Here is an 18,566-nt window from a genome sequence, read left to right on the forward strand (position 1 = left end):
CACTGCGGAGTGCCCGGCATGGTGACGGTCGGCGTTGCGGATTGGTCGCAGGCCGGGATCAGGTACACTCGATCTGGCCAACCTGCGGGTGCTTGTTGGTTGCGGATTGGTCGCAGGCCGGGATCAGGTACACTCAAGCGATCATCGCGGGTACGTCAAGTTCGGTTGCGGATTGGTCGCAGGCCGGGATCAGGTACACTCCGCCCGATTCCACGTGCGTCGTGGGAGAGGTTGCGGATTGGTCGCAGGCCGGGATCAGGTACACTGAAACGCGGGTCACGGTCGTGACCTTGTGTGTTGCGGATTGGTCGCAGGCCGGGATCAGGTACACTGATTGCCCTGCTCAAGGGCTTCGGCGTGCCGTTGCGGATTGGTCGCAGGCCGGGATCAGGTACACTTCCGTGCCTCTCATGTCGCTGTTTGCCGTGGTTGCGGATTGGTCGCAGGCCGGGATCAGGTACACTGTATGTCTTGGCCCGCATTCTTGGCCTCCTGTTGCGGATTGGTCGCAGGCCGGGATCAGGTACACTGCGCTGGCCGTGCGGGGCCGTCACGCCGCGGTTGCGGATTGGTCGCAGGCCGGGATCAGGTACACTACGCCGAATAAATCGAAGAACTCCTCCTCGGTTGCGGATTGGTCGCAGGCCGGGATCAGGTACACTGGATCGTCGGCAGCGTGTGGCTCGTCCACTGTTGCGGATTGGTCGCAGGCCGGGATCAGGTACACTGGTGAAGATCGAGGCGGGGGTGCCACTCAGGTTGCGGATTGGTCGCAGGCCGGGATCAGGTACACTACAGCGGCGAAGCCGCGCCATCCGTCTCGTGTTGCGGATTGGTCGCAGGCCGGGATCAGGTACACTTCCGTGCCTCTCATGTCGCTGTTTGCCGTGGTTGCGGATTGGTCGCAGGCCGGGATCAGGTACACTCCTTGTCCTGCAAACACCATGACAGCCACGAGTTGCGATCGTTCGGCCGTCAGAAAAGCTGCAACTGAGCGGGCGCAGTCTCGGGCGCACGGCGGATTTTCCCCCAGAAAATCCGCATCCGCTCAAACTGCTTGTCCGTGATGGTGAGAATCCGTACCTCGCCGTCCGGGGGCACTCGACGCTCGACTCGGTACGTATGCACATCCGCATTCTCCTGGCTTGCGCAATGCCGCAAGTAAATTGAGTATTGCATCTGTGTGAACCCGTCTTCAAGCAGATCCTTCCGAAAGCGCGCGTAATTCCGCCGCGCCTTCTTCGTATCGACAGGCAGATCGAACATCACCACCAACCACATGCAACGATATCCGCTTATTCGCACGCGCGCGGAATCTCCAACTGGAGCGATTTCGATTCGTACGACCGCACTAGCGAACCAACATAACGGTGCAGCGCCACCATGAGTGGCCCCTCGACTCCCGCCGACGACGACATCGGCAGCGTCAACAGTTCCAAAAGCGCTGCCTTGGTGGGTTGGTCCAATTCATTCTGACCTGCCCAGTACAACTCGCGGACGCGCTCGTCCACGATCGGTCGTAGCGGCTCGATCAAGTCGTCTGCTAGGCAGAAGGCGTTCGCGCGGTGGCGATGTTGAATCCCCAGCGCCGGCAACAATCCCGCCGCCACGAGCGCGCGTGCTAGCGCGGCGCGCAGGATGGCATAGCCATAGTTCAGCAGGGCATTCGGCGAAGCTCCGTCGCGGAGGCGCCGAAATCGTTCGTCCGTCACCCGGGCCTGCGGATCCTCGCTCAAGAGCCAGTGTTGCCAATACACACGCGCGGCCTGCGCCTCACGCAGCGTGCCATCGCCTGAACGCACTTCATCGGCGAACGCCAGTAACTTGCGTTGTGCGATCGGCGTGCCGGCAAGATTCTCCGCCTGCGCGCGAATCTTCGCCGCGACGATCTGCTGCCAGAGACGCTTCTTCAGGGGGCGACTGACCGAGACCTGCAAATCGACACGCCACACGACCTCGGCGTGATCCGCCAAGGGTAACAGAATGCCGGCGGGCAAGTGGTCGTGCCCGCAAATCACGACGGCTGCGTCCGACTCCATGAGCGCCCGCAATGCGCCGTGCGAGTACGTCGTGGCGGGATGGTCTACCACCACCACGCCGACGTCCTCGCACGCCACGCGCCCAACGACTTCACCGTCGCGCTTGAGCAGCAATTGACGATGCTCCGTCGCGAGGTGGACCGGAGCCGAGGATATTTCGATCGTGTGCTTGATCACCGCCGGCGCCCCTCAAGAGAGAAGGAACGCCTCCGTGCAGAGTAGATCCAAAATGTCTACCCATAAAGTATACGTTGTGACGATCTCATGTGCCACTTTAATCGTTGGCCCAACGAATCTGCCCCCGTGGATCCACGATCACTTTTCTTGCCCCTTGTAAGCTATTGGCTGTCTTGCCGATATCCTTTCGCTTTGCGCCTGGCCGAGCGTCCATTGCATCCACCACGTGAATACGCTTCTGCGTCGTAACCATTGTGGTTACGAGGACGAGTCTTTTCTTTCCCAAGAACTCAGTCAACATCAAGTCACCTTTGCAGAGGGACATGACGAAACGCGATTGAGGGTTTTCTGGATCATGGCGTTGGACAAGTGCTTCATGACGCCTGATACGGCGCGCGGCATCAAGCATAGTTACGTATTTAGCGTACCATCGTATCTTTTTGCCGGTCACATCCTCGAAGATGCATACATGATGCACGCTTCCGGGTTTGACGAGCTTTTTTCCTGCGATGAGTGGGACCATTGATTCGTCGCGCTTCGTAAGTCGCACACGCCGAACAGGGATGCGCTTCTCAGCGTTTAACCAAAGCGGTTCGCGCCAAACATCAGCAGGGATCTTGTCTCCTCCCCGACCTGGAACGACTCCGAATTGTGCTAGGCGTTCGACAATCCGTTGCTGGACTATCGGATCACGAATGTCTGCGATCATAGAGGCAGTTAGGGCTGTAAGATCTTTGCGCACGGAGACCTCACCCGGTTTGGCCGTCGGTCCATAGATCGTGTCCTCGTGCAACACGCCAGCCACCTTACGCCGCACCCGATGCGAGACGTTAACGTCTCGGACTGCCTGCTCGACACTGCGCCGAAACTGCGGCCAGGGCTCCATGCCCACCGACCCCGGCTGTGCTTCGTCCGTCCCGAGATACGACGCCAATTGTTGCAACCGCGAACGGTTCATCAGCGCAATTACCACGGCGTCGATGGCATGATGCCGGTGGTCCAGACGATTTTTCTCGCCGGGTGGTAGCTCCAGGGCTTCGTGCCACGCGGGGCTGTCCTCCATCTCTCGCAGAATCGTGTCGAGCCCCCACAGTCGGCGGAGTGTGGCCGTGTGTTGCCCCTTGGGACAAATTACATCCGCTCCCAACGGTCGCACGTACTCCGCAACCTGCGAAGTAATGTACGTCGTGTCGACGTACTGTCGCGCAAAGAAATCCTCCAAGTCGAGATCCCGCTGTGTAAAACGCTTGAACTTCGGATACGGGAGCTTCTTGGCACGCTGCTCTACCTGCTCGAACTTTTCAGGGTTGCTCGCGGCGAGCCATTCGTACGGCGTGCGATTGCCTTTCGCATCGCGATGCACCCCCTGACTGTTTTCCGCGCGGAAGCAGACCACTTTGTTCATCAACGAGTTATCGAGACTTCGTTGACGAGGCAAGATATGATCGATATCGATCTCGCCGCCGAATAGCTGCGAGACGCTGATCAAGCGACCGCTGTAGATACAGACCTTGTCTTGCTCCTCCCACAGCAAATAGCGATCAATGGCATCTCGCGTCGGCTTGTAACCCAGCTCGCGAATGCGCTCCGCGGCTCCATCGCGCAGCTTCTCACGGTCACGCATCTCCTTCGTTCGCTCCTGTCGCTGCCGTGCCGTGCCGCGCACCTCGCGCGCCAGCTCAACGTGAATTCTCGTAAGCCGATGCCCACGCCGGTAAACGAGATCTCGTAGGATCGCATTCACCACCTTGCGCACCTCGTGGAGCGCCTGTCGCACCAACGGATTCGTAATATTAGGTGGATGAGGGAGTTCTGCCTGCTTCTGCTGCGCTCGATCCCAGGGCATGAGGTAGCCAGCCTCGCGCAACGCACACGGTTCGTTCTCATCGCGCGACGAGAGCGGCAATCCTCGTTCGACGTGCGGCAATAGTCGCTTAATAGCGTGCAAGCTATAGCTGGCGTAACCCTCGGGCAGCGCCACGTCGAGCAGGTCGGCTGCTTTGACCGGATCCAGGTCACCTTGGCGCAGAAGATGTCGCAAGCGATCCTCGTCGGCATCGATGATCGCGGCCACGATACGATCTTTCAGGCCTTCGTCGAGCTTTTGCCAGGTCTTCCCCAGCGCCTTGGGCTTCGACAATGCATCGTCCGACTGCATTCCCAATAGCTTCGACCGTCCGCCTCGCTCGAGATTGAAGAAAATCGATTCCGGTTGATCGAAGAGTTTCTTGCGAATCGCGTCGAAGCTGCGCTCCTTCGCGCTCGACAGATACTTGACTAATTGCGCGCGTTCCTCCGTGCTCAGCGCCCGCTCGAGCCCCGTACTAGCGTCGAGAATTCGCAAGTTGTTCACTTCCAGGTACAGCCGAAACCGCTGCGCGCGCCGATCCGCGCGCGCACAGCGCGGGAGCCTCCCCGTCTCGTCCAGCTCGCAGCGGCCGATCAGGCTCGGAGACGGCTTGTGCAGGGGGCGTTGGAAGAAAATCGCTCGCTGCACTTTCTCACGCAAGACGTCCGTCAGCAGATCAGAGTAGTACGCTGATTGCGCCTGCCAAATGGCCTTGAACTCTCGCTCATACATGTCACGCCGTGTATGCCGGCCGCGCAAACGCACTTGATGCTGCTGCCCTGCGTTCGTCCCACGTAGGTCGTGCAGATACTGTCCCAATGTCTTTCCGTCTAGTTCAGCCTCGAGATCGCTGATCTCCTTCAGCATGTCGGACGTTTCTTTGGCACGCTCTTTATCGGCCTTCCGATTCGAGAGAAATCCTCGGCGCTGCGCCAGGTGCAATAATACTCGCCCGAGTTCATCGTGCGTCAGACGTTCGGAAAGGGCCTTCGCTCGCAGAAAGTACGGGTCCGCTGCTTGGAAGGCCTGCTGCTCCCATGCAACTCGATCCATATGCTCGCGAGGGTAGATGGCGCTTAGTGGCAGCAATCCAGCAGCCACAAGCAATCGACGTAGTAGCCGCTTGCGTCGCGCTCGTCGCGCAATCTGTCTGCGAGCTGCTCGCGCAAGACGTCGTTGTGCGTTCTTGGAAAGCTCGGTGCCTTTGGTGTCGCGATCAACACCTTCGGGGAAAACGCGGACACCGCAACCGTGAATCTCTCCCCCTTGCTCGTCGATCAGCGCCCAACCTACCGACGTCGGTCCCAAATCCAATCCAAGCGTGAGATCGCTCATTTGCCCCTCCAAAATGCACTCAAAGTCGTGATGATGAAAAATGCCGCCCTGTAGCTTGAAACATGATCGTACCACAGCTAAACTCGTTGACAGTGTACCTGATCTCGGCCTGCGATTCTTTTCGCAACAAAGATGACTCGCCTTCGGGCGGGAACATTCGCAGGCAACGCCCCACGGGGCGACCGCCGTAGCTCGTGTCAACGATCTGCGGCTTTTTTTGTTGCGCTATCTTGTAACGTGAGTAGTGTGCCACGCTCTGGAAATAGTATTGTCCCCCACCTCAAAACTTCCCAATCCACCCCCAGCGCAGCCGCTCCAACCTCGTCCCATCCAGATAACACTGCCCGCGCCGCCCACGGCGCCGCTCCGACCTCACCAGTCCCGCACGCTCCAGCACCGCCACGTGCTTTCGCACCGTCTCGTGACCGCGCCCCACGGCTCGGGCTAACTGCGCCACCGTCTGCCCTCGCTCCTCATACAAAGCATCCAGCATCCGCCGCCGCGTCCTGCTCGCCAGCGCCAGGAACACCTCATCCAGTTCCCGCTCCCATCGCTCCTCCCCCTCTGCCCCCTCGGCTTCTCTCCCCTCTGGCTCCGCGACGTCACTCTCCTCCCGCTCCTCGGCCTCTGGCTCCTCAGCACCGGAATCCCAGGTCTCCTCCCCCGCGCTGCGATCCTCGTACGCAGCACGTTTCCCCTTCCTCTTTCTTCGGCGCCGCCCCACAACATCCCCCGTCGCATTCCTCTCCCTCTCCTCCTCACCTGATCTCCCGCTCACCTCTCTCGCGCCAAGCGCGCCGCTCTCCGCTCGGTCAGCCCGGACGTGCCGCATCAAGAGATCCCAAGTCGATTCCTCGACAGGGCCATCACCCCCAGCAGGGCGCTCCCCCACCCGCTTCTGCTGCTCAACCGACCTCCTGCTCTCCTCTCTCGCGCCGCGCGCGCCCTCCGCCTCATGTGCCCCGGCATTCTTTCGCGCCAGCCTGCGTTCCACCAAGAGCCGTCGCTCACGATCGTCGAGCGCTGCGAACTTCTTGAACGCCCGCATCAGCAACCGCGTGAACCGACGATCCGCGCGATTCCGCTCGTCCGCCTCGCGCTCTGCCGGCGTCATCGCCGCTAGTTCGGCCTTGCGTTTCGCACGCCGCTCTCGCCGCCGCTCGTTGATCGCCCGATCCCGCGCCAATTCCTCCCGCGTGGGTGGACCCCAACGCTTATTGAGACTGAACCTGGGCATTTGTTTCGCCATGAACGCACCATATCCACCCGCGCGGCTGGATTGCCAGCGCATCTTTGCGCGACCGTCGCGACTCGGCAGGGGGATGTTTAAGGTACGCATCGTACGTCACTTACACCCCGCGCAAAAAAGAATCGGCCACCCACGCACCACCTCAGCAACCGACGAACCACCCTTCCAAAAACGCGGAATTGAAAAAGACCATCTTGAGACGTTCCGCGCACAAAAAAAATTCCACGCCCCACAAACGACCACAGCCCCAACGATCACCTCGGTGACCGCGGGGCCGTGTCGGGAGCCGCCTCATATTGCTTTCGCTCGGGGGAGCGTGGGCCTCGTTTCCCTCTCCCCGCCCGACGATTCGCTCCGCTCTTAACCCTGCAGCTTCTTCATCAGACCGCCAATCTGCTCCAAGGCTCCCAGCGCGTCGTTCGCCGTCAGGTAGACCTCGTCCGTCAGGCTCTCCGCGTCGGCACGTCGCAGGAAGAACGTGTTGCACAGGTACACGCCATAATCGTTCACCACCACGCGGCCGATATAGCGGACATCGTTCAATTGATTGATCGCCGCCAGCAACTCCTCGGGACGATGCTCACCCTGCGGAAGATCGCCCAACCAACGGTACAGATACACCAGCTTCACGTCGTTGCCGGCCGAATCCTTCCAGCCCATCGTCACCTCGCGGGCAATCACCACCGACACCGTGCCGCTCAACTCGACCGTGATGCGGTAGCTGCCGTCCTCGATCTTGCGATAGGCGAAGCCGCTCTCGGCGAGCAGGCTTTCGAGCGTGGGCAGAGAGCTGGTTACCGCGGGGGCCGTCTCGGGCGTCGTGATCGGGGTCTTGTCTTGCCCCTTGGCCGTGCCCGCCAGGCAAACCGCCAAAGCCGCCAGCACATACAGCAGATCGTTCTTGAAGATGCGAGCCATGACACAAACTCCCTGAGCAGAATCTTGAGGCGGGACCACGAGGTTGTTTTTGGTCGCGGAGAGTCCCGGTAATCCGCGTTCTGGTCATCACTTAGGCCGCCGGTTCGTCGTCTCGTCGGCCACGCGAATGAGACGCCGCGCCGCGCGGCAAAGTTCCTCGCCCGGCAAAAAATTTCACGCCTACCGGCGCTGAGAGGAAACGCGCCACGCGGTCCCCGCGTCGTAAGTCGTGTGGGGCTGTCGCACGCCCCGACCGAGCCTGAAACAAGGGAGGCTCGGCTCGGAAACGGCCCGTCCCAGGTGCTAGAATTCATAGATTCGCCACTTTCCGGGAGGAGTTTGATGCCCCATCCCAGTGACCGCCTCGGCGCGGATCGTGCCGTACCGCCGGCCGCCAGCGTAGCGCGCCTCGGCGGCCGGTTCGTGCTCGCCGCGATGCTCTGTCTCGGCGGATTTCGTGCGGCGCTGTGGGCCGATCCGCCTGTTCCCGGCCGCCAGGGCCCCCCCGATGCCACGGCCGCGGCGCGACCGACTCTCGATCCGCGCTATCTCGAGCTAGAACGCCTCGAAGCGGACGTGCAGCGTCTGGAGCGCGAAGACCAGCTCGACGAGGCCCTCGAAGTGGCGCTAAAATTGCTCGCGCTCGGTCGCGAGATCCATCAGGGCAAGCCCCACCGCGAGATTGCCGCCTCGTGCGATTATCTCGTGCGGCTGTACGAGCAGACTGGCGACTTCGACCACGCCCGGCGCTACGCCGACGAACAGATCAAGCTCGTCGAAGCCATCTACGGCCGCCAAGGCTGGCGCTTGGCCGAAGCGCGCCGCCGCCGGGCATTGGTCGATCGCCGCGCCGCGATGGACCCCGACGAGCGTTGGCAGCTCTTCAACGCCCGGCGCCAGGCCGACCGGCTCGCCAAAGAAGATCGCTTCAACGAGGCGCTCCCCTTGGCCCGCCAGGCCGCCGAGATCGAGATCCAGCGCCTGAAAGAAGGCGACTATTACGCCATCCTCGCCCTGCGGCGCACGGCCGAGCTCAGCTTGCAGGCCGGACAACTCGAGCAGGTCGAGCGGACGCTAAAAGCATGCCTGCGCGATCTCGAGCGCCTCGTGGGCCGCGATCACCCGTCGATCGGCGACACCCTCGATCTGCTGGCCGGCTACCACCGGGCACAGCGCGACTACGAAGCGGCACTCCCCCTGCATCGCGAGGCCGCCGAGAACTTCCGCCGCGTTTACGACGCCGACGATCCGCAAATGGCCGTGGCGCTCAATAACCTGGCCGTCTCGTACGACGAGTTGCAGTTCTACGACGAGGCCGTGCCCCGCTACCGCGAGGCACTACGCATCATGCGGCTGCGCCACGCCGACAATTACCACGACGTGCGCTCCATACGCGAGAATCTCGCCCGCGTCCTCGTCAACCAGGGAGACGTCGCCTTCGCCGAAGAAGACTATACCGCGGCGATCAAGCTCTTCTCCGAGGCCGAGCAGGAACGCTCCTTATGCGCCGGGCCCGACCACTGGCAAACCATCGACGCGCGTCGCGCCGTCCTGCGGGCCAGGCGCCTCTTGGCGATGAGCGAAAAGCAACGCGCACAATACCGAGCGGCCGTCGAAGCGTACGACCAGGCCTCGCTGCTCGGGAGCGAAGGAAAACCGGCCGAGGCGCTGGCCGCCGCCGAAAAAGCCCTCGAGAGCTTCCGCGAGCTCTTCGGCGAGGAAGATCGCTGGATTCCCAACTGCCTCAACGAGATGGCCAACCACCTCTCCTCGCTCGAACGCTACGACGAATCACGCGCGCGATACGACGAAGCCGGCATTCTCATTCGTCGCCTGCTGGGAGAAAACCACTTCGAGATCGGCATCAACCTGTACAACATGGGCAACCTGCTGGAGCGGATGGGCCAGAACGATCAGGCCATCGAAAAATACCGCGAGGTCGTCGACCTGCAGGCCAAAATTCTCGGCAAGACCGATCCCGAGTACGCCGATTCCCTCCGCGTGCTGGGCTACTCGTACCGCGATCGGGGAGACTACCAACTGGCCGAGCCGCTGCTGCAAGAAGCGGTCGACATCCTGCGTCCCGCGCAGGCCGAGTATCCCGCCTACTATACGAACGCTGTCTACGACCTGGCCGCCCTCTACCGTCTGCGGGGCGAATACGGCCGGGCCGAACCCCTGCTGCGCGAGGCGATGCTGAACTCCGTTCAGGTCTTCGGCGAAGAAAGTCACGAAACGGCGCTGTACACCAATCAGTTGGCCATCATCTACGACGAACAGCAAAAGCATGCCGAGGCGAGCGAGCTGTACCAGCGCGCCATCGAACTGCACACGGCGCTCGAAGGACGCGACAGCTCGAATGTCGCCACGACGCTCGACAATCTCGGCCGGCTTTATGCCGAAGACAGGAAGTACGAGCTGGCCGAGCCCCTGCTGGCCGAGGCCCTGGCCATCCGCGTTCGCCTGCTCGGCCGCAATCACGCCGACGTCCACGCGAGCCTGGCCCACCTGGCGGGGCTCTACCTCGATCAGCAAAACTATCAGGATGCCGAGCCCTTGTTGGTCGAAGCGGCCGAAGTCTGCCGCAAAACCAATGGGCCGACCAGCCCTCTCTATGCCGAGCGCCTGATCGCGCTGGCCAGCCTCTACGACTCCACCTCGCGCGCCGCACTGGCAGCGCAACAACGCCAGGGGGCCCTCGACGCAATCGAGCAGGGCCTCGCCGACGAAGACAAGCAACGCCTGCAGCGACATCTAAACGACTTTGTCTCCACGCTCGACAATCTTGCCAATCAATTCCAGCAACACGACGACTTTACCCCCGCCATTCGCGCGCGACGCCTGCGCTGGGATGCGGTCGAACGTCTCTTCGGCCAGGATCACTGGCGAACGACGAACGCGCGGTTCGATCTGGCCGAATTGCAGCAGACGGCGGACATGCCGGCGGCCGACCGCACCGAACTGACCGAGGCCTCGAACCTGATGACCGCCGCGTCCGACGCGGAAAGCAAGGGACAGTTTCAAGAAGCCGCCGAGCTGACCACCCAGGCGCTAGAAATCCGCCGCCGCCTGCTGGGGGACGACAATCGTTACACGATCGTCTCCCTGAGCTCGTTGGGATCGCTCCACCGCAAGCTCGGCGACTACGAGCACGCCCGTGCCGAGGCCGAAGAGGCGCTCGCGCGGCGTCGCAAGCTCTTGGGCGAAGGGCATCCCGACGTCACGATCGACATGTCGTTCCTGGGTATCCTCTGCCGCAAGATGGGGGACTTCGAGCGGACCAAGGAGCTCTATCACGCCGTCCTCGAGCGCGATCTCGCGACTCATGGCGAGACGAGCACGCAGGTCGCCAGCGACATGAACAACCTGGCCGTGCTGTACGAGGACATGGGACGCCCCTCGCAAGCCTTGCCCTTCGCCCGGCACTCGGTCGAGATCCACACTCAGCTCAACGGCGAGCAGCACGTCGACACGCTCAATGCCATCAACACCCTGGCCGCGGTCTATTTGGCCATGGGAGATACCGAGCGTGCCGTGCCCCTCTTCGGCCGCATCATGCGGCTCTATCGCGAATTGTTGGGACCGGAGCATCCCGACTATCTCGAGAGCTTGAACACGGCCGCGATCGTCTGCTCGGATAATAGCGCTTACGACATGGCGGAAGATTTCTTTCGCCAGGCGCTCGAGGGGCGCGCCAAGGTGCTGGGCAAAGATCATCCCGACTACGCCAGCACCCTGAATGGGTTCGCCAATATGCATTGGCGCCAAAACAAGCTCGACCAGGCGGCCGCCGAGCACGCCGAGGTGCTCGCGATCCGCCAGCGTCGGCTCGGCCCCCGACACACCCTGACCGCGCAAACGCAGAGCAGCCTGGCCCGCGTCTACATCGAGATGGCGCGTTATGACGAAGCCGAGAAGTTGCTCCAGGCCGCACTCGAGACTCGCCGCGCCGTCCTCGAACCGACGAGCCCACACATCGCCAGCACGCTCTACGGACTGGCCATCCTCTACCTGACCACCGATCGCCCTCAGGAGGCACTCGCCGCGCTGGAAGAGAGCATCTCGCTCGACCAGCGACAACTCGAAGGGATCGCCGCATTCGCCTCGGAACCGTCGCTGCGCGAGTTCTTGCGGTCGATCGGATACAAGTACGATCGCCTGATGGCGCTCGCGGCGACGCGCCCCGACGACCCCGCCATGACCCGCGCCGCCCTGACGTGGACGCTGCGTCGCAAGTCGGTCATTCTCGACACGCTCTGCGAATACCGGGCCGCGGAAAGCGTCTTCCGTCACGACCCGCGCATCGCCGGCCAGCTCGATCAGGTGAAGCAACTCCGGCAGCAGGCGACCGATCTGGCCCTCTCGCCGCCGCCCGGTATGACGCTGGACGAGGTGAGCAAGAAACAGCTCGCGCTCCGCGACCAGGCGCGCGACATCGAGGAGAACATTCGCGAGGAGCTAAATCGCCGCCGCCTGCACCAGGAAAAAACCGAGGTCACGATCCAATCGGTGAGGGCCAGCCTCCCCCCAGGCTCGGCCCTCGTCGAGTACATTCGCTTTCCGACCTACGTCTACCAGGGTCCAAGCGCGAACCGCGAATTGGGCGATCATTACGGCGCCTTCGTGATCGCCCCCGGCTCGACCGACGCGCAATTCGTCGATCTTGGACCCGCCGAGGCCATCGACGAAGCCGTGAGCCGCATGCGGCAGAGCATCGAGGATGCGCCGCGCGAGCTGCAACTCTCGTCCGAAGCCGACCTCGAAGCCGACTATGCAGAGGTCGGACGACACCTGGCAGAACTCATCTTCGACCCGTTGCGCCCCGCGCTCGGCAAGGCCCAAGAGATCTTCATCGCGCCCGATCGCGAGCTGAATCGAGTCCCGTTCGCGGCGCTCGTTGCCGACAGCGGGCAGTACCTGCTCGAGAATTTCGACATCGCTTATCTCTCCTGCGGACGCGATCTGCTGCGCGATTTTCCGCGCTCGGGCGAAGGCACGCTCGTCTTTGCCGGACCCGACTACGATCTGGCGACCCCCGCTCGTAAAGAACGGGCCGAAGAGGTGCTGGCCGCGGTCGACGAACCCCTCGAGATTCAACTGGCCGAACGTTCGGCCCCCGTCGACGTCGATCTGCGCGCGCTGCGCTGGAATCGACTGCCGGGAGCCGAGGGAGAAGCCAACGACGTCGACACCGCGCTCGTGGGAAGCACCTACGCGCCGGTCTCCCTCTACGTCGGCCCGAACGCGCTGGAAGATGTCTTCAAGGCGGTCCATTCCCCCCGCATCCTGCACATCGCCACGCACGGCTTCTTTCTGACCGCCTCGGAGCAAGGACCCGGCAGCATCGAGCGCGGGCCGGGTGAATCGGCCGAGATCGGCGCCGGCGCGGCAGGGGGTATCGCCCGCCTGCGACTCAATGCGAATCCACTCTTGCGCTCGGGCATCGTGCTGGCCGGCGCCAACGATCTGGCCACCGATCCCGCCGCGGCCGCTTCGATCGAAGATGGCTGGGTCACTGCCGAAGAGATCTCTCTACTCGACTTCCGTGGCACGGAGCTCGTCGTGCTCAGCGCCTGCGAAAGCGGTCTGGGGGACATCGACACGCGCGACGGCGTGTATGGGCTGCGTCGCGCCTTCTTCCACGCCGGAGCGCACAACCTGCTGACGAGCCTGTTCAAAGTACCCGACGTGGAAACGCGGCGCCTGATGGCGGCCTTCTACCGCAGCCTGGCCCAGGGACAAACCAAGCTCGCAGCCCTGCACGCCGCGCAGCGGAAGATCCTGGCCGATCGACGCGCCGAAGGCCAAGCGGCGCATCCGTTCTTCTGGGCCAGCTTCATCCTGGTCGGCGAAGGAGAGTAGGACGCGTACCGAGCCGTGAGCAGCTTCGCGGCGAACTTCTCGAAGCGGAAAGAAGCCACGCTGGCATTCTTTCCAGGCCGCTAGGAAATGAGCGCCTTCATCTCGCGGACGGCATCGCGCAGACCGACCATGATGGCGCGCGCGATGATGCTGTGCCCGATGTTCAGCTCGCCCATGCCGGGAATCGCCGCGATCGGCTTCACGTTGCGGTACGTCAAGCCATGCCCGGCGTGCAACGTCAGGCCGGCATCGAGGATCGCCTTGGCCGCCGTCTGCAGGGCTGCCAGTTCTTCTTGCTGCGCCGCTCCAGGTGGCGCGAGCGCGTAGGCGCCCGTGTGCAACTCGACGGCATCGGCCCCGACGGCGCGGGCCGCTTCAATCTGCTTCAGATCGGGATCGAGAAACAAGCTGGCTTCGATGCCCGCGTCGCGCAAGCGCCCCACCGCGCGCTCGACCCGCGCCCGCTGGCCGACCACGTCGAGCCCCCCCTCGGTGGTCACCTCTTCGCGGCGCTCGGGCACCAGCGTGGCCTGCGGCGGCACGAACTGGCAGGCGATCCCCACGATCTCATCGTCGCAGGCCAGCTCGAGATTCAACTTCACGGCCACCGTTTCGCGCAGCAGCCGCAGGTCACGATCCAAGATGTGCCGGCGATCTTCGCGCAGGTGAATGGTGATGCCGTCGGCTCCCCCCAGTTCGGCCAGTGCCGCGGCCCAGACCGGATCCGGCTCATTGGTGCGGCGCGCCTGGCGCACCGTCGCCACGTGATCGATATTCACACCCAACAGTGCCATGCCGTGCGCTTTCTCCGTTAGTCGTCGATTTGCCGTAGACGAGCTCACCCCCGCGAAGCGTCCCCCGTACTTCAAGTTTCGCTGGCTCGCTCGACTCCCCCCGCTCGTCGAAATCGAACAGCACGAGATCGGCCGGGGCCCCCGCTTCGAGTTTTCCCTGCCACAGCCCCAGCAAGCGAGCCGGGTGCGTGGTGGCCATGTCGACCGCCGTCGCCAACGAGACACCGGCAAAGCGGATCACGTTCGCGATTCCCACGCCCAACGGCGCCGAGGCCCCCGCCAGCAGTTGATCCTGGCCGGCGATCACGAGCTTGCCATCGGGCAGGATCTCCAGCTCGCAACCGCTGGAAGGATATCGCCCCGGGGGCAAACCGGCGAGCCCCGACTCGTCGCTCACCAGGATGATGCGCTCGGGGGTCTTCGCCCTGACCATCGACTTCACCACCTCGGCGGGAAGATGATGCCCGTCGACGATCAGGCTGGCCGACAGGCGATCTTCGGCCATTTGATCCCAGAGGTAGTTGGGATGCCGCCGCAACTGGCGATGCGCGCCGTTGCCCAAGTGAGTCGACAGGGTTGCTCCGGCATCGACCGCGGCGCGAATTTGCGTCGAGTCGGCCCCCGTGTGCCCGATCGAGATCACCACGCCGCTAGCCACCGCCCGACGAATGAACTCCGGCGCCTCTTCATACTCGGGCGACAACGTGAGCAGGCGAATGCGTCCGCCGGCGGCCTCCTGCAGTCGAGAGAATTCATCCCAGCAGGGGGGCCGGCAATGCGCCAGCGGATGCGCCCCGCGCGGACCATCCTCGCGCGCGATGTAGGGTCCCTCGACGTGAATGCCCGGCACGCTCGCGGCGATGGCCGCGTCGGCCTCGCAAGCAGCGGCGATCGTCCGCAGGCCGTGCGCAAGCACGTCGAAGCCTTCGGTGGTCAGCGTGGGACAAAGCCGCGTCACGCCGAATTCATAGTGACGCCGCACGATGCGCGCGACCAACGCGGGCGTGAGGGCCAGCGAGCTGAACTCCTGGCCGTCGTAACCGTTCACTTGGATGTCGACCCAACCTGGCGACACCCAGGGGGGAATCGTGGTGTTCGCCGGCACGCGGCTCTCCGACACCTCGGCAATCTTGCCCTCTTCGAGACGCAAGCGTACGAGTTGTCCGTTGTCGAAACGTCGAGCCAGCAATTCCATCGCAGCCATCACCCTCTCACTCCGGCACGAAGAAGCTCAGATGCAGCTCGGCGTGCCGCAGATGAAACGTGTTCCACTGGTCGACGGAGAGTTTGCCGATGAGCGGGTGTGGGATGCGGTGATCGGTCTCGGCCAGTCGCGCCAGGCCGGCCCGCAGGCGCTGCATCCCTTCGTCGAACGAGAGCTCTTCCTGCGGCACGAGCTTGGCTTCGGCCCGCCGCGGCAACTTGAAGCCGGAGGGAAATTCTCGCAACAGGCGTCGCCGGAAGTACACCCGGCCGGCGAGTCGCATCCACCAAGGAACGAAGAAGGGGGTGCCATCGACGCAGCCGATCATGGCCTGGCCCAGGTGTCCCACCGCACGCGGCAGCGTCCAGTTGCCCAAAGTCTGGTACGTGCCAGCATTCAACCGCTCGGCCTCGGCAAGCACCTCGTCAAAGCTGTTGAAGTGCAACTTGCGCCGCGCGACGACCGGCTTGTCCGCGGCCCTATGAGGAGCTGTCGCCATGCCGAACTTCTCCAGGCGCAAAAGGAACCCACCAGACACCACTCACGACACGGCTGGCAGCATAGCCGAGGGGCAATGGAGAGTCCAAATCCCATTGCAGGCCGCAAAGTTTGCGCAGAATGCCAGCGCCGTGTCGCAATCTGTGAAACTCCGTCGATTGCGGTCAGTTTAGCGGTTTTGCCGCAGGTGCCGAATGTGACGAACATTCCCTCAACGCCGGCCTTGCCGCTTGCCGATGGGAAGCTTGGGGGGCGAGGACCTCGCTCACCGACAGACTCGTCTCGTGCCGGACGCCCCGCGCGTCCCCTCTGGGGGGAATATTAAAATGAATCGCCGGACCTTTCTCGCCGCGTGCGGCGCCCTGCTCATCGCCGGGGTCTTCAGCGTCTCGTCGGCCCAGGCTCAAAACGCCTACGGCCGCACGTGGAGTCGCACCTACAACACCCAGGACTGGCAGCGCTTCTACCACTACCCGTACGTCTACTATCCCCAGAACTTCTGGGGACCGGACTACTACAAGAGCTCCGACGACTTGTACTACCGCTATCCGCAAGAAATGCGGATCCCGGTCTACAACAAGCAGTGGCACAACGAGTATCCGCAGGCGCGGCGCTACCACACCGGCCACCACTTCATTCTCGATACGTACTAAACCGAGCCTGACGTAGCCTCACGAACCGCAGCCGGGCGAGGACCTCGACCGGCTGCTACGCTGCTACAGCCCGCGGCGACCAAACTGGTAGAGCACCTCGCTCGCGCGGGCCACCTCGTCCAGCTCGACCCACTCGTCGCACGTGTGGGCCTGATCGATCGAACCAGGCCCGAACACGACCGACGGCACACCCGCCGCCGCCAGCTTCGAGGCATCGGTGCCATACGGCACGCCGATGCGATCGCCGGCGCCGAAATGTTCGCGGGCCACGGCCGACAGCGCCACGGCGAGCCGCTCGTTCGCCCCCTCGGAGAGCGTGGCGCCATCCATGAAGGGCGGATCGTGCCGCACCTCGAAATCGACCCCCGGATAATTGGCGATGAAATCGATCACGTGTTGCCGCGCCTGACGACTGTCGTCTCCCGGCACAAGGCGTCGATCGAGCTCGATCGTGCAGGCGTCGGGCACCGTGTTCACGCTCAGCCCACCACGGATCGTACCGACACTCAACGTCACTCCGCCGCACAATGGATGCCGCGCGAGCGTCGGCGTCACGTCGCGGGCGTAGGTCTCGAGCGCGGCGATGACCTTGCTCATGCGGTAGATGGCATTCTCGCCCAGTTGCGGTTGCGAGCTGTGCGCCGCGCGCCCCGCGGTGTGGCACCTCCAGCGCAGCGTCCCCTTGTGCGCGACCACCACTTTCAAGTTGGTCGGTTCCGCCACAACCGCGGCATCGGGTTGGCGCGGAATGATCGACTTGGCGCCATCCTTCCACAGCCGCGCCAAGTCGACCGCGCCACTGTAGCCGTGCTCTTCGTTCACCGAGCAAGCCATGAGAATCGTCGGTCGGCCGGCGGGCGATTCCTCGGCCAGCCGCGAGACCGCCACCAGCATCGCCGCCATGCCTCCCTTGATATCGCACGACCCACGCCCATACAGGCGACCATCACGAACCGTGGGGGTCCAAGGTTCGATCGTCATCCCATCGACGGGCACCGTGTCCTGGTGCGCCTCGAACATGATGAGCTGTCCCCCCTGCTCGGGCGGAATCTCGCCGTCGAGCCGGGCGATGATGTTCTCGCGCTTCGGCTCCAGCGGCTGCCGTTCCCAGCGCAGCCCCAAACGGTCGAAGAGCCGCTCCAGGTAATCGGTCATCTGGTACTCGAAGAACTCGGGGCCCGAGACCGGCCGCCCCATCGGATTGACGCTCGGCGTGGCGACCAGTTCGGACAGCGTTTGCACCAGATCAAGAGGCATGGCGTACGCACCAATTCAAACGAGGAACGAGACAACTCGACGCAGTGGAGCCGAGAAAGCCGCCTATTGTAGCGGGCGAATCCGCAGGATACTGCCCACGAACCCCTGACCACGGATCTCAGTCCACGAACCCTTCCACGGATTGGCCCAACAGCGGGGTAGTCGTTTTTCTACCTCAGGGCGATGATTGTTTTCGAGGACGTCAAACTCCTCACCCCATTGCCCTCTGTAGGTTCCTGCCCCGCCTACGGAGGGTTTTTTATTGCGCCGAAATACCGGCACGCTCGACTACTCTTGCAGGCGCCTTTCAGATCTCGGTGAGGCAAGCTCAGACTTGCAAGCGACGTTACGCAAGATCGAGCAGCTCGAATACTCGTACAAAAAAGTTGCGTCCGAGGTGCGCGCCCTGGAGGTCGAACTGAAGGCGCCGCCGCGAGTCGAATTGATTCAGAAGGCAATTTGATACGGCGCGAATCGACGCTCACCAGCGGCGCGCCACACGGTTTTGATCTAGCGCTAGCGCCGCTAGCACCGACCGAACGCGCGCTTCGGCATGCGCGCTGGCGGCAGGTCACCTTGACCGTGCGCGGCTGGCATCTTCATAATCCCGCCCCGCTTGCGCGTGGCTGGCATGATGCCGGTCGCGTGCGACGTCGTGTCTGCATGTTCGCTCGCCGGTTGTTCGCCTGCCTCCCGCGCTGGGCGAGTGGCCGATTTGTCACGTCGCTGCC

11 protein-coding genes and 1 CRISPR repeat array (1 of these 12 only partly in view) are annotated in these 18,566 nt (G+C 63.2%); of the genes, 2 read left to right on the top strand and 9 right to left on the bottom strand.

The features are described 5' to 3' along the window. Positions 1 to 926: a CRISPR direct-repeat array (repeat unit 36 nt; unit sequence GTTGCGGATTGGTCGCAGGCCGGGATCAGGTACACT); it begins 2,073 nt to the left of the window's first position. Positions 927 to 975: 49 nt separating this feature from the next. The 5 genes from cas2 to KF708_18370 form a co-directional block, all read right to left on the bottom strand. Continuing rightward, entirely contained in the window at positions 976 to 1,281 is a 306-nt protein-coding gene (cas2, locus tag KF708_18350) for a CRISPR-associated endonuclease Cas2 (GenBank protein MBX3414655.1), read from the bottom strand. 14 nt (positions 1,282 to 1,295) lie between these two features. Beyond that, positions 1,296 to 2,216 carry a type II CRISPR-associated endonuclease Cas1 gene (gene cas1 / locus KF708_18355; protein ID MBX3414656.1) on the bottom strand — a complete coding sequence of 307 codons (921 nt, stop codon included), beginning with the start codon at positions 2,214 to 2,216 and terminating at the stop codon, positions 1,296 to 1,298. A gap of 97 nt (positions 2,217 to 2,313) precedes the next feature. Continuing rightward, positions 2,314 to 5,475 (bottom strand): type II CRISPR RNA-guided endonuclease Cas9, encoded by a 3,162-nt coding sequence (cas9, locus tag KF708_18360; protein ID MBX3414657.1) that lies wholly within the window; start codon positions 5,473 to 5,475, stop codon positions 2,314 to 2,316. Between the two features lie 205 nt (positions 5,476 to 5,680). After that, positions 5,681 to 6,514: a helix-turn-helix transcriptional regulator gene (locus KF708_18365; protein MBX3414658.1), complete on the bottom strand. Its 834-nt coding sequence runs from the start codon at positions 6,512 to 6,514 to the stop codon at positions 5,681 to 5,683. A 495-nt stretch (positions 6,515 to 7,009) separates the two neighbouring features. Next, the gene (locus KF708_18370) at positions 7,010 to 7,567 is read right to left on the bottom strand and encodes a hypothetical protein (GenBank protein ID MBX3414659.1); all 558 of its coding nucleotides are present in this window, start codon (positions 7,565 to 7,567) and stop codon (positions 7,010 to 7,012) included. Between the two features lie 342 nt (positions 7,568 to 7,909). Between KF708_18370 and KF708_18375 the strand changes: the two genes are divergently transcribed. Beyond that, entirely contained in the window at positions 7,910 to 13,429 is a 5,520-nt protein-coding gene (locus tag KF708_18375; protein ID MBX3414660.1) for a CHAT domain-containing protein, read from the top strand. An 80-nt stretch (positions 13,430 to 13,509) separates the two neighbouring features. On the opposite strand, the gene KF708_18380 is transcribed toward KF708_18375, so the two are convergent. From KF708_18380 to KF708_18390, 3 genes are read right to left on the bottom strand one after another with little or no spacing between them, the layout of a single operon-like run. After that, positions 13,510 to 14,223: a pyridoxine 5'-phosphate synthase gene (locus KF708_18380; GenBank protein ID MBX3414661.1), complete on the bottom strand. Its 714-nt coding sequence runs from the start codon at positions 14,221 to 14,223 to the stop codon at positions 13,510 to 13,512. Next, positions 14,159 to 15,418: an amidohydrolase family protein gene (locus KF708_18385; GenBank protein ID MBX3414662.1), complete on the bottom strand. Its 1,260-nt coding sequence runs from the start codon at positions 15,416 to 15,418 to the stop codon at positions 14,159 to 14,161. Before KF708_18385 ends, KF708_18380 begins: the two co-directional genes overlap by 65 nt. Positions 15,419 to 15,434: 16 nt before the next feature. After that, positions 15,435 to 15,926, bottom strand: coding sequence for a DUF1569 domain-containing protein (locus tag KF708_18390; protein ID MBX3414663.1), 492 nt, complete (start codon positions 15,924 to 15,926; stop codon positions 15,435 to 15,437). A 325-nt stretch (positions 15,927 to 16,251) separates the two neighbouring features. Here KF708_18390 and KF708_18395 point away from each other — a divergent pair, with 325 nt between their 5' ends. Beyond that, on the top strand, positions 16,252 to 16,578 hold the full coding sequence (locus tag KF708_18395; GenBank protein MBX3414664.1) for a calmodulin-binding protein: 327 nt from the start codon (positions 16,252 to 16,254) through the stop codon (positions 16,576 to 16,578). A gap of 63 nt (positions 16,579 to 16,641) precedes the next feature. Here KF708_18395 and KF708_18400 read toward each other — a convergent pair whose 3' ends face one another. Further along, positions 16,642 to 17,835 (bottom strand): M20 family metallopeptidase, encoded by a 1,194-nt coding sequence (locus tag KF708_18400; GenBank protein ID MBX3414665.1) that lies wholly within the window; start codon positions 17,833 to 17,835, stop codon positions 16,642 to 16,644. Positions 17,836 to 18,566 lie beyond the last annotated feature (731 nt).

This window comes from Pirellulales bacterium (assembly GCA_019636335.1).
In the GTDB taxonomy this organism is placed as follows: domain Bacteria; phylum Planctomycetota; class Planctomycetia; order Pirellulales; family JAEUIK01; genus JAHBXR01.

Excerpts from the sequence above, each read along its gene's own strand:
- KF708_18365 (MBX3414658.1), bottom strand. The coding sequence starts at position 6,514 with ATGACGCCGGCAGAGCGCGAGGCGGACGAGCGGAATCGCGCGGATCGT.
- KF708_18380 (MBX3414661.1), bottom strand. The coding sequence starts at position 14,223 with ATGGCACTGTTGGGTGTGAATATCGATCACGTGGCGACGGTGCGCCAG.
- KF708_18385 (MBX3414662.1), bottom strand. The coding sequence starts at position 15,418 with ATGGAATTGCTGGCTCGACGTTTCGACAACGGACAACTCGTACGCTTG.
- cas2 (MBX3414655.1), bottom strand. The coding sequence starts at position 1,281 with ATGTGGTTGGTGGTGATGTTCGATCTGCCTGTCGATACGAAGAAGGCG.
- KF708_18370 (MBX3414659.1), bottom strand. The coding sequence starts at position 7,567 with ATGGCTCGCATCTTCAAGAACGATCTGCTGTATGTGCTGGCGGCTTTG.
- KF708_18390 (MBX3414663.1), bottom strand. The coding sequence starts at position 15,926 with ATGGCGACAGCTCCTCATAGGGCCGCGGACAAGCCGGTCGTCGCGCGG.
- KF708_18395 (MBX3414664.1), top strand. The coding sequence starts at position 16,252 with ATGAATCGCCGGACCTTTCTCGCCGCGTGCGGCGCCCTGCTCATCGCC.
- KF708_18400 (MBX3414665.1), bottom strand. The coding sequence starts at position 17,835 with ATGCCTCTTGATCTGGTGCAAACGCTGTCCGAACTGGTCGCCACGCCG.
- KF708_18375 (MBX3414660.1), top strand. The coding sequence starts at position 7,910 with ATGCCCCATCCCAGTGACCGCCTCGGCGCGGATCGTGCCGTACCGCCG.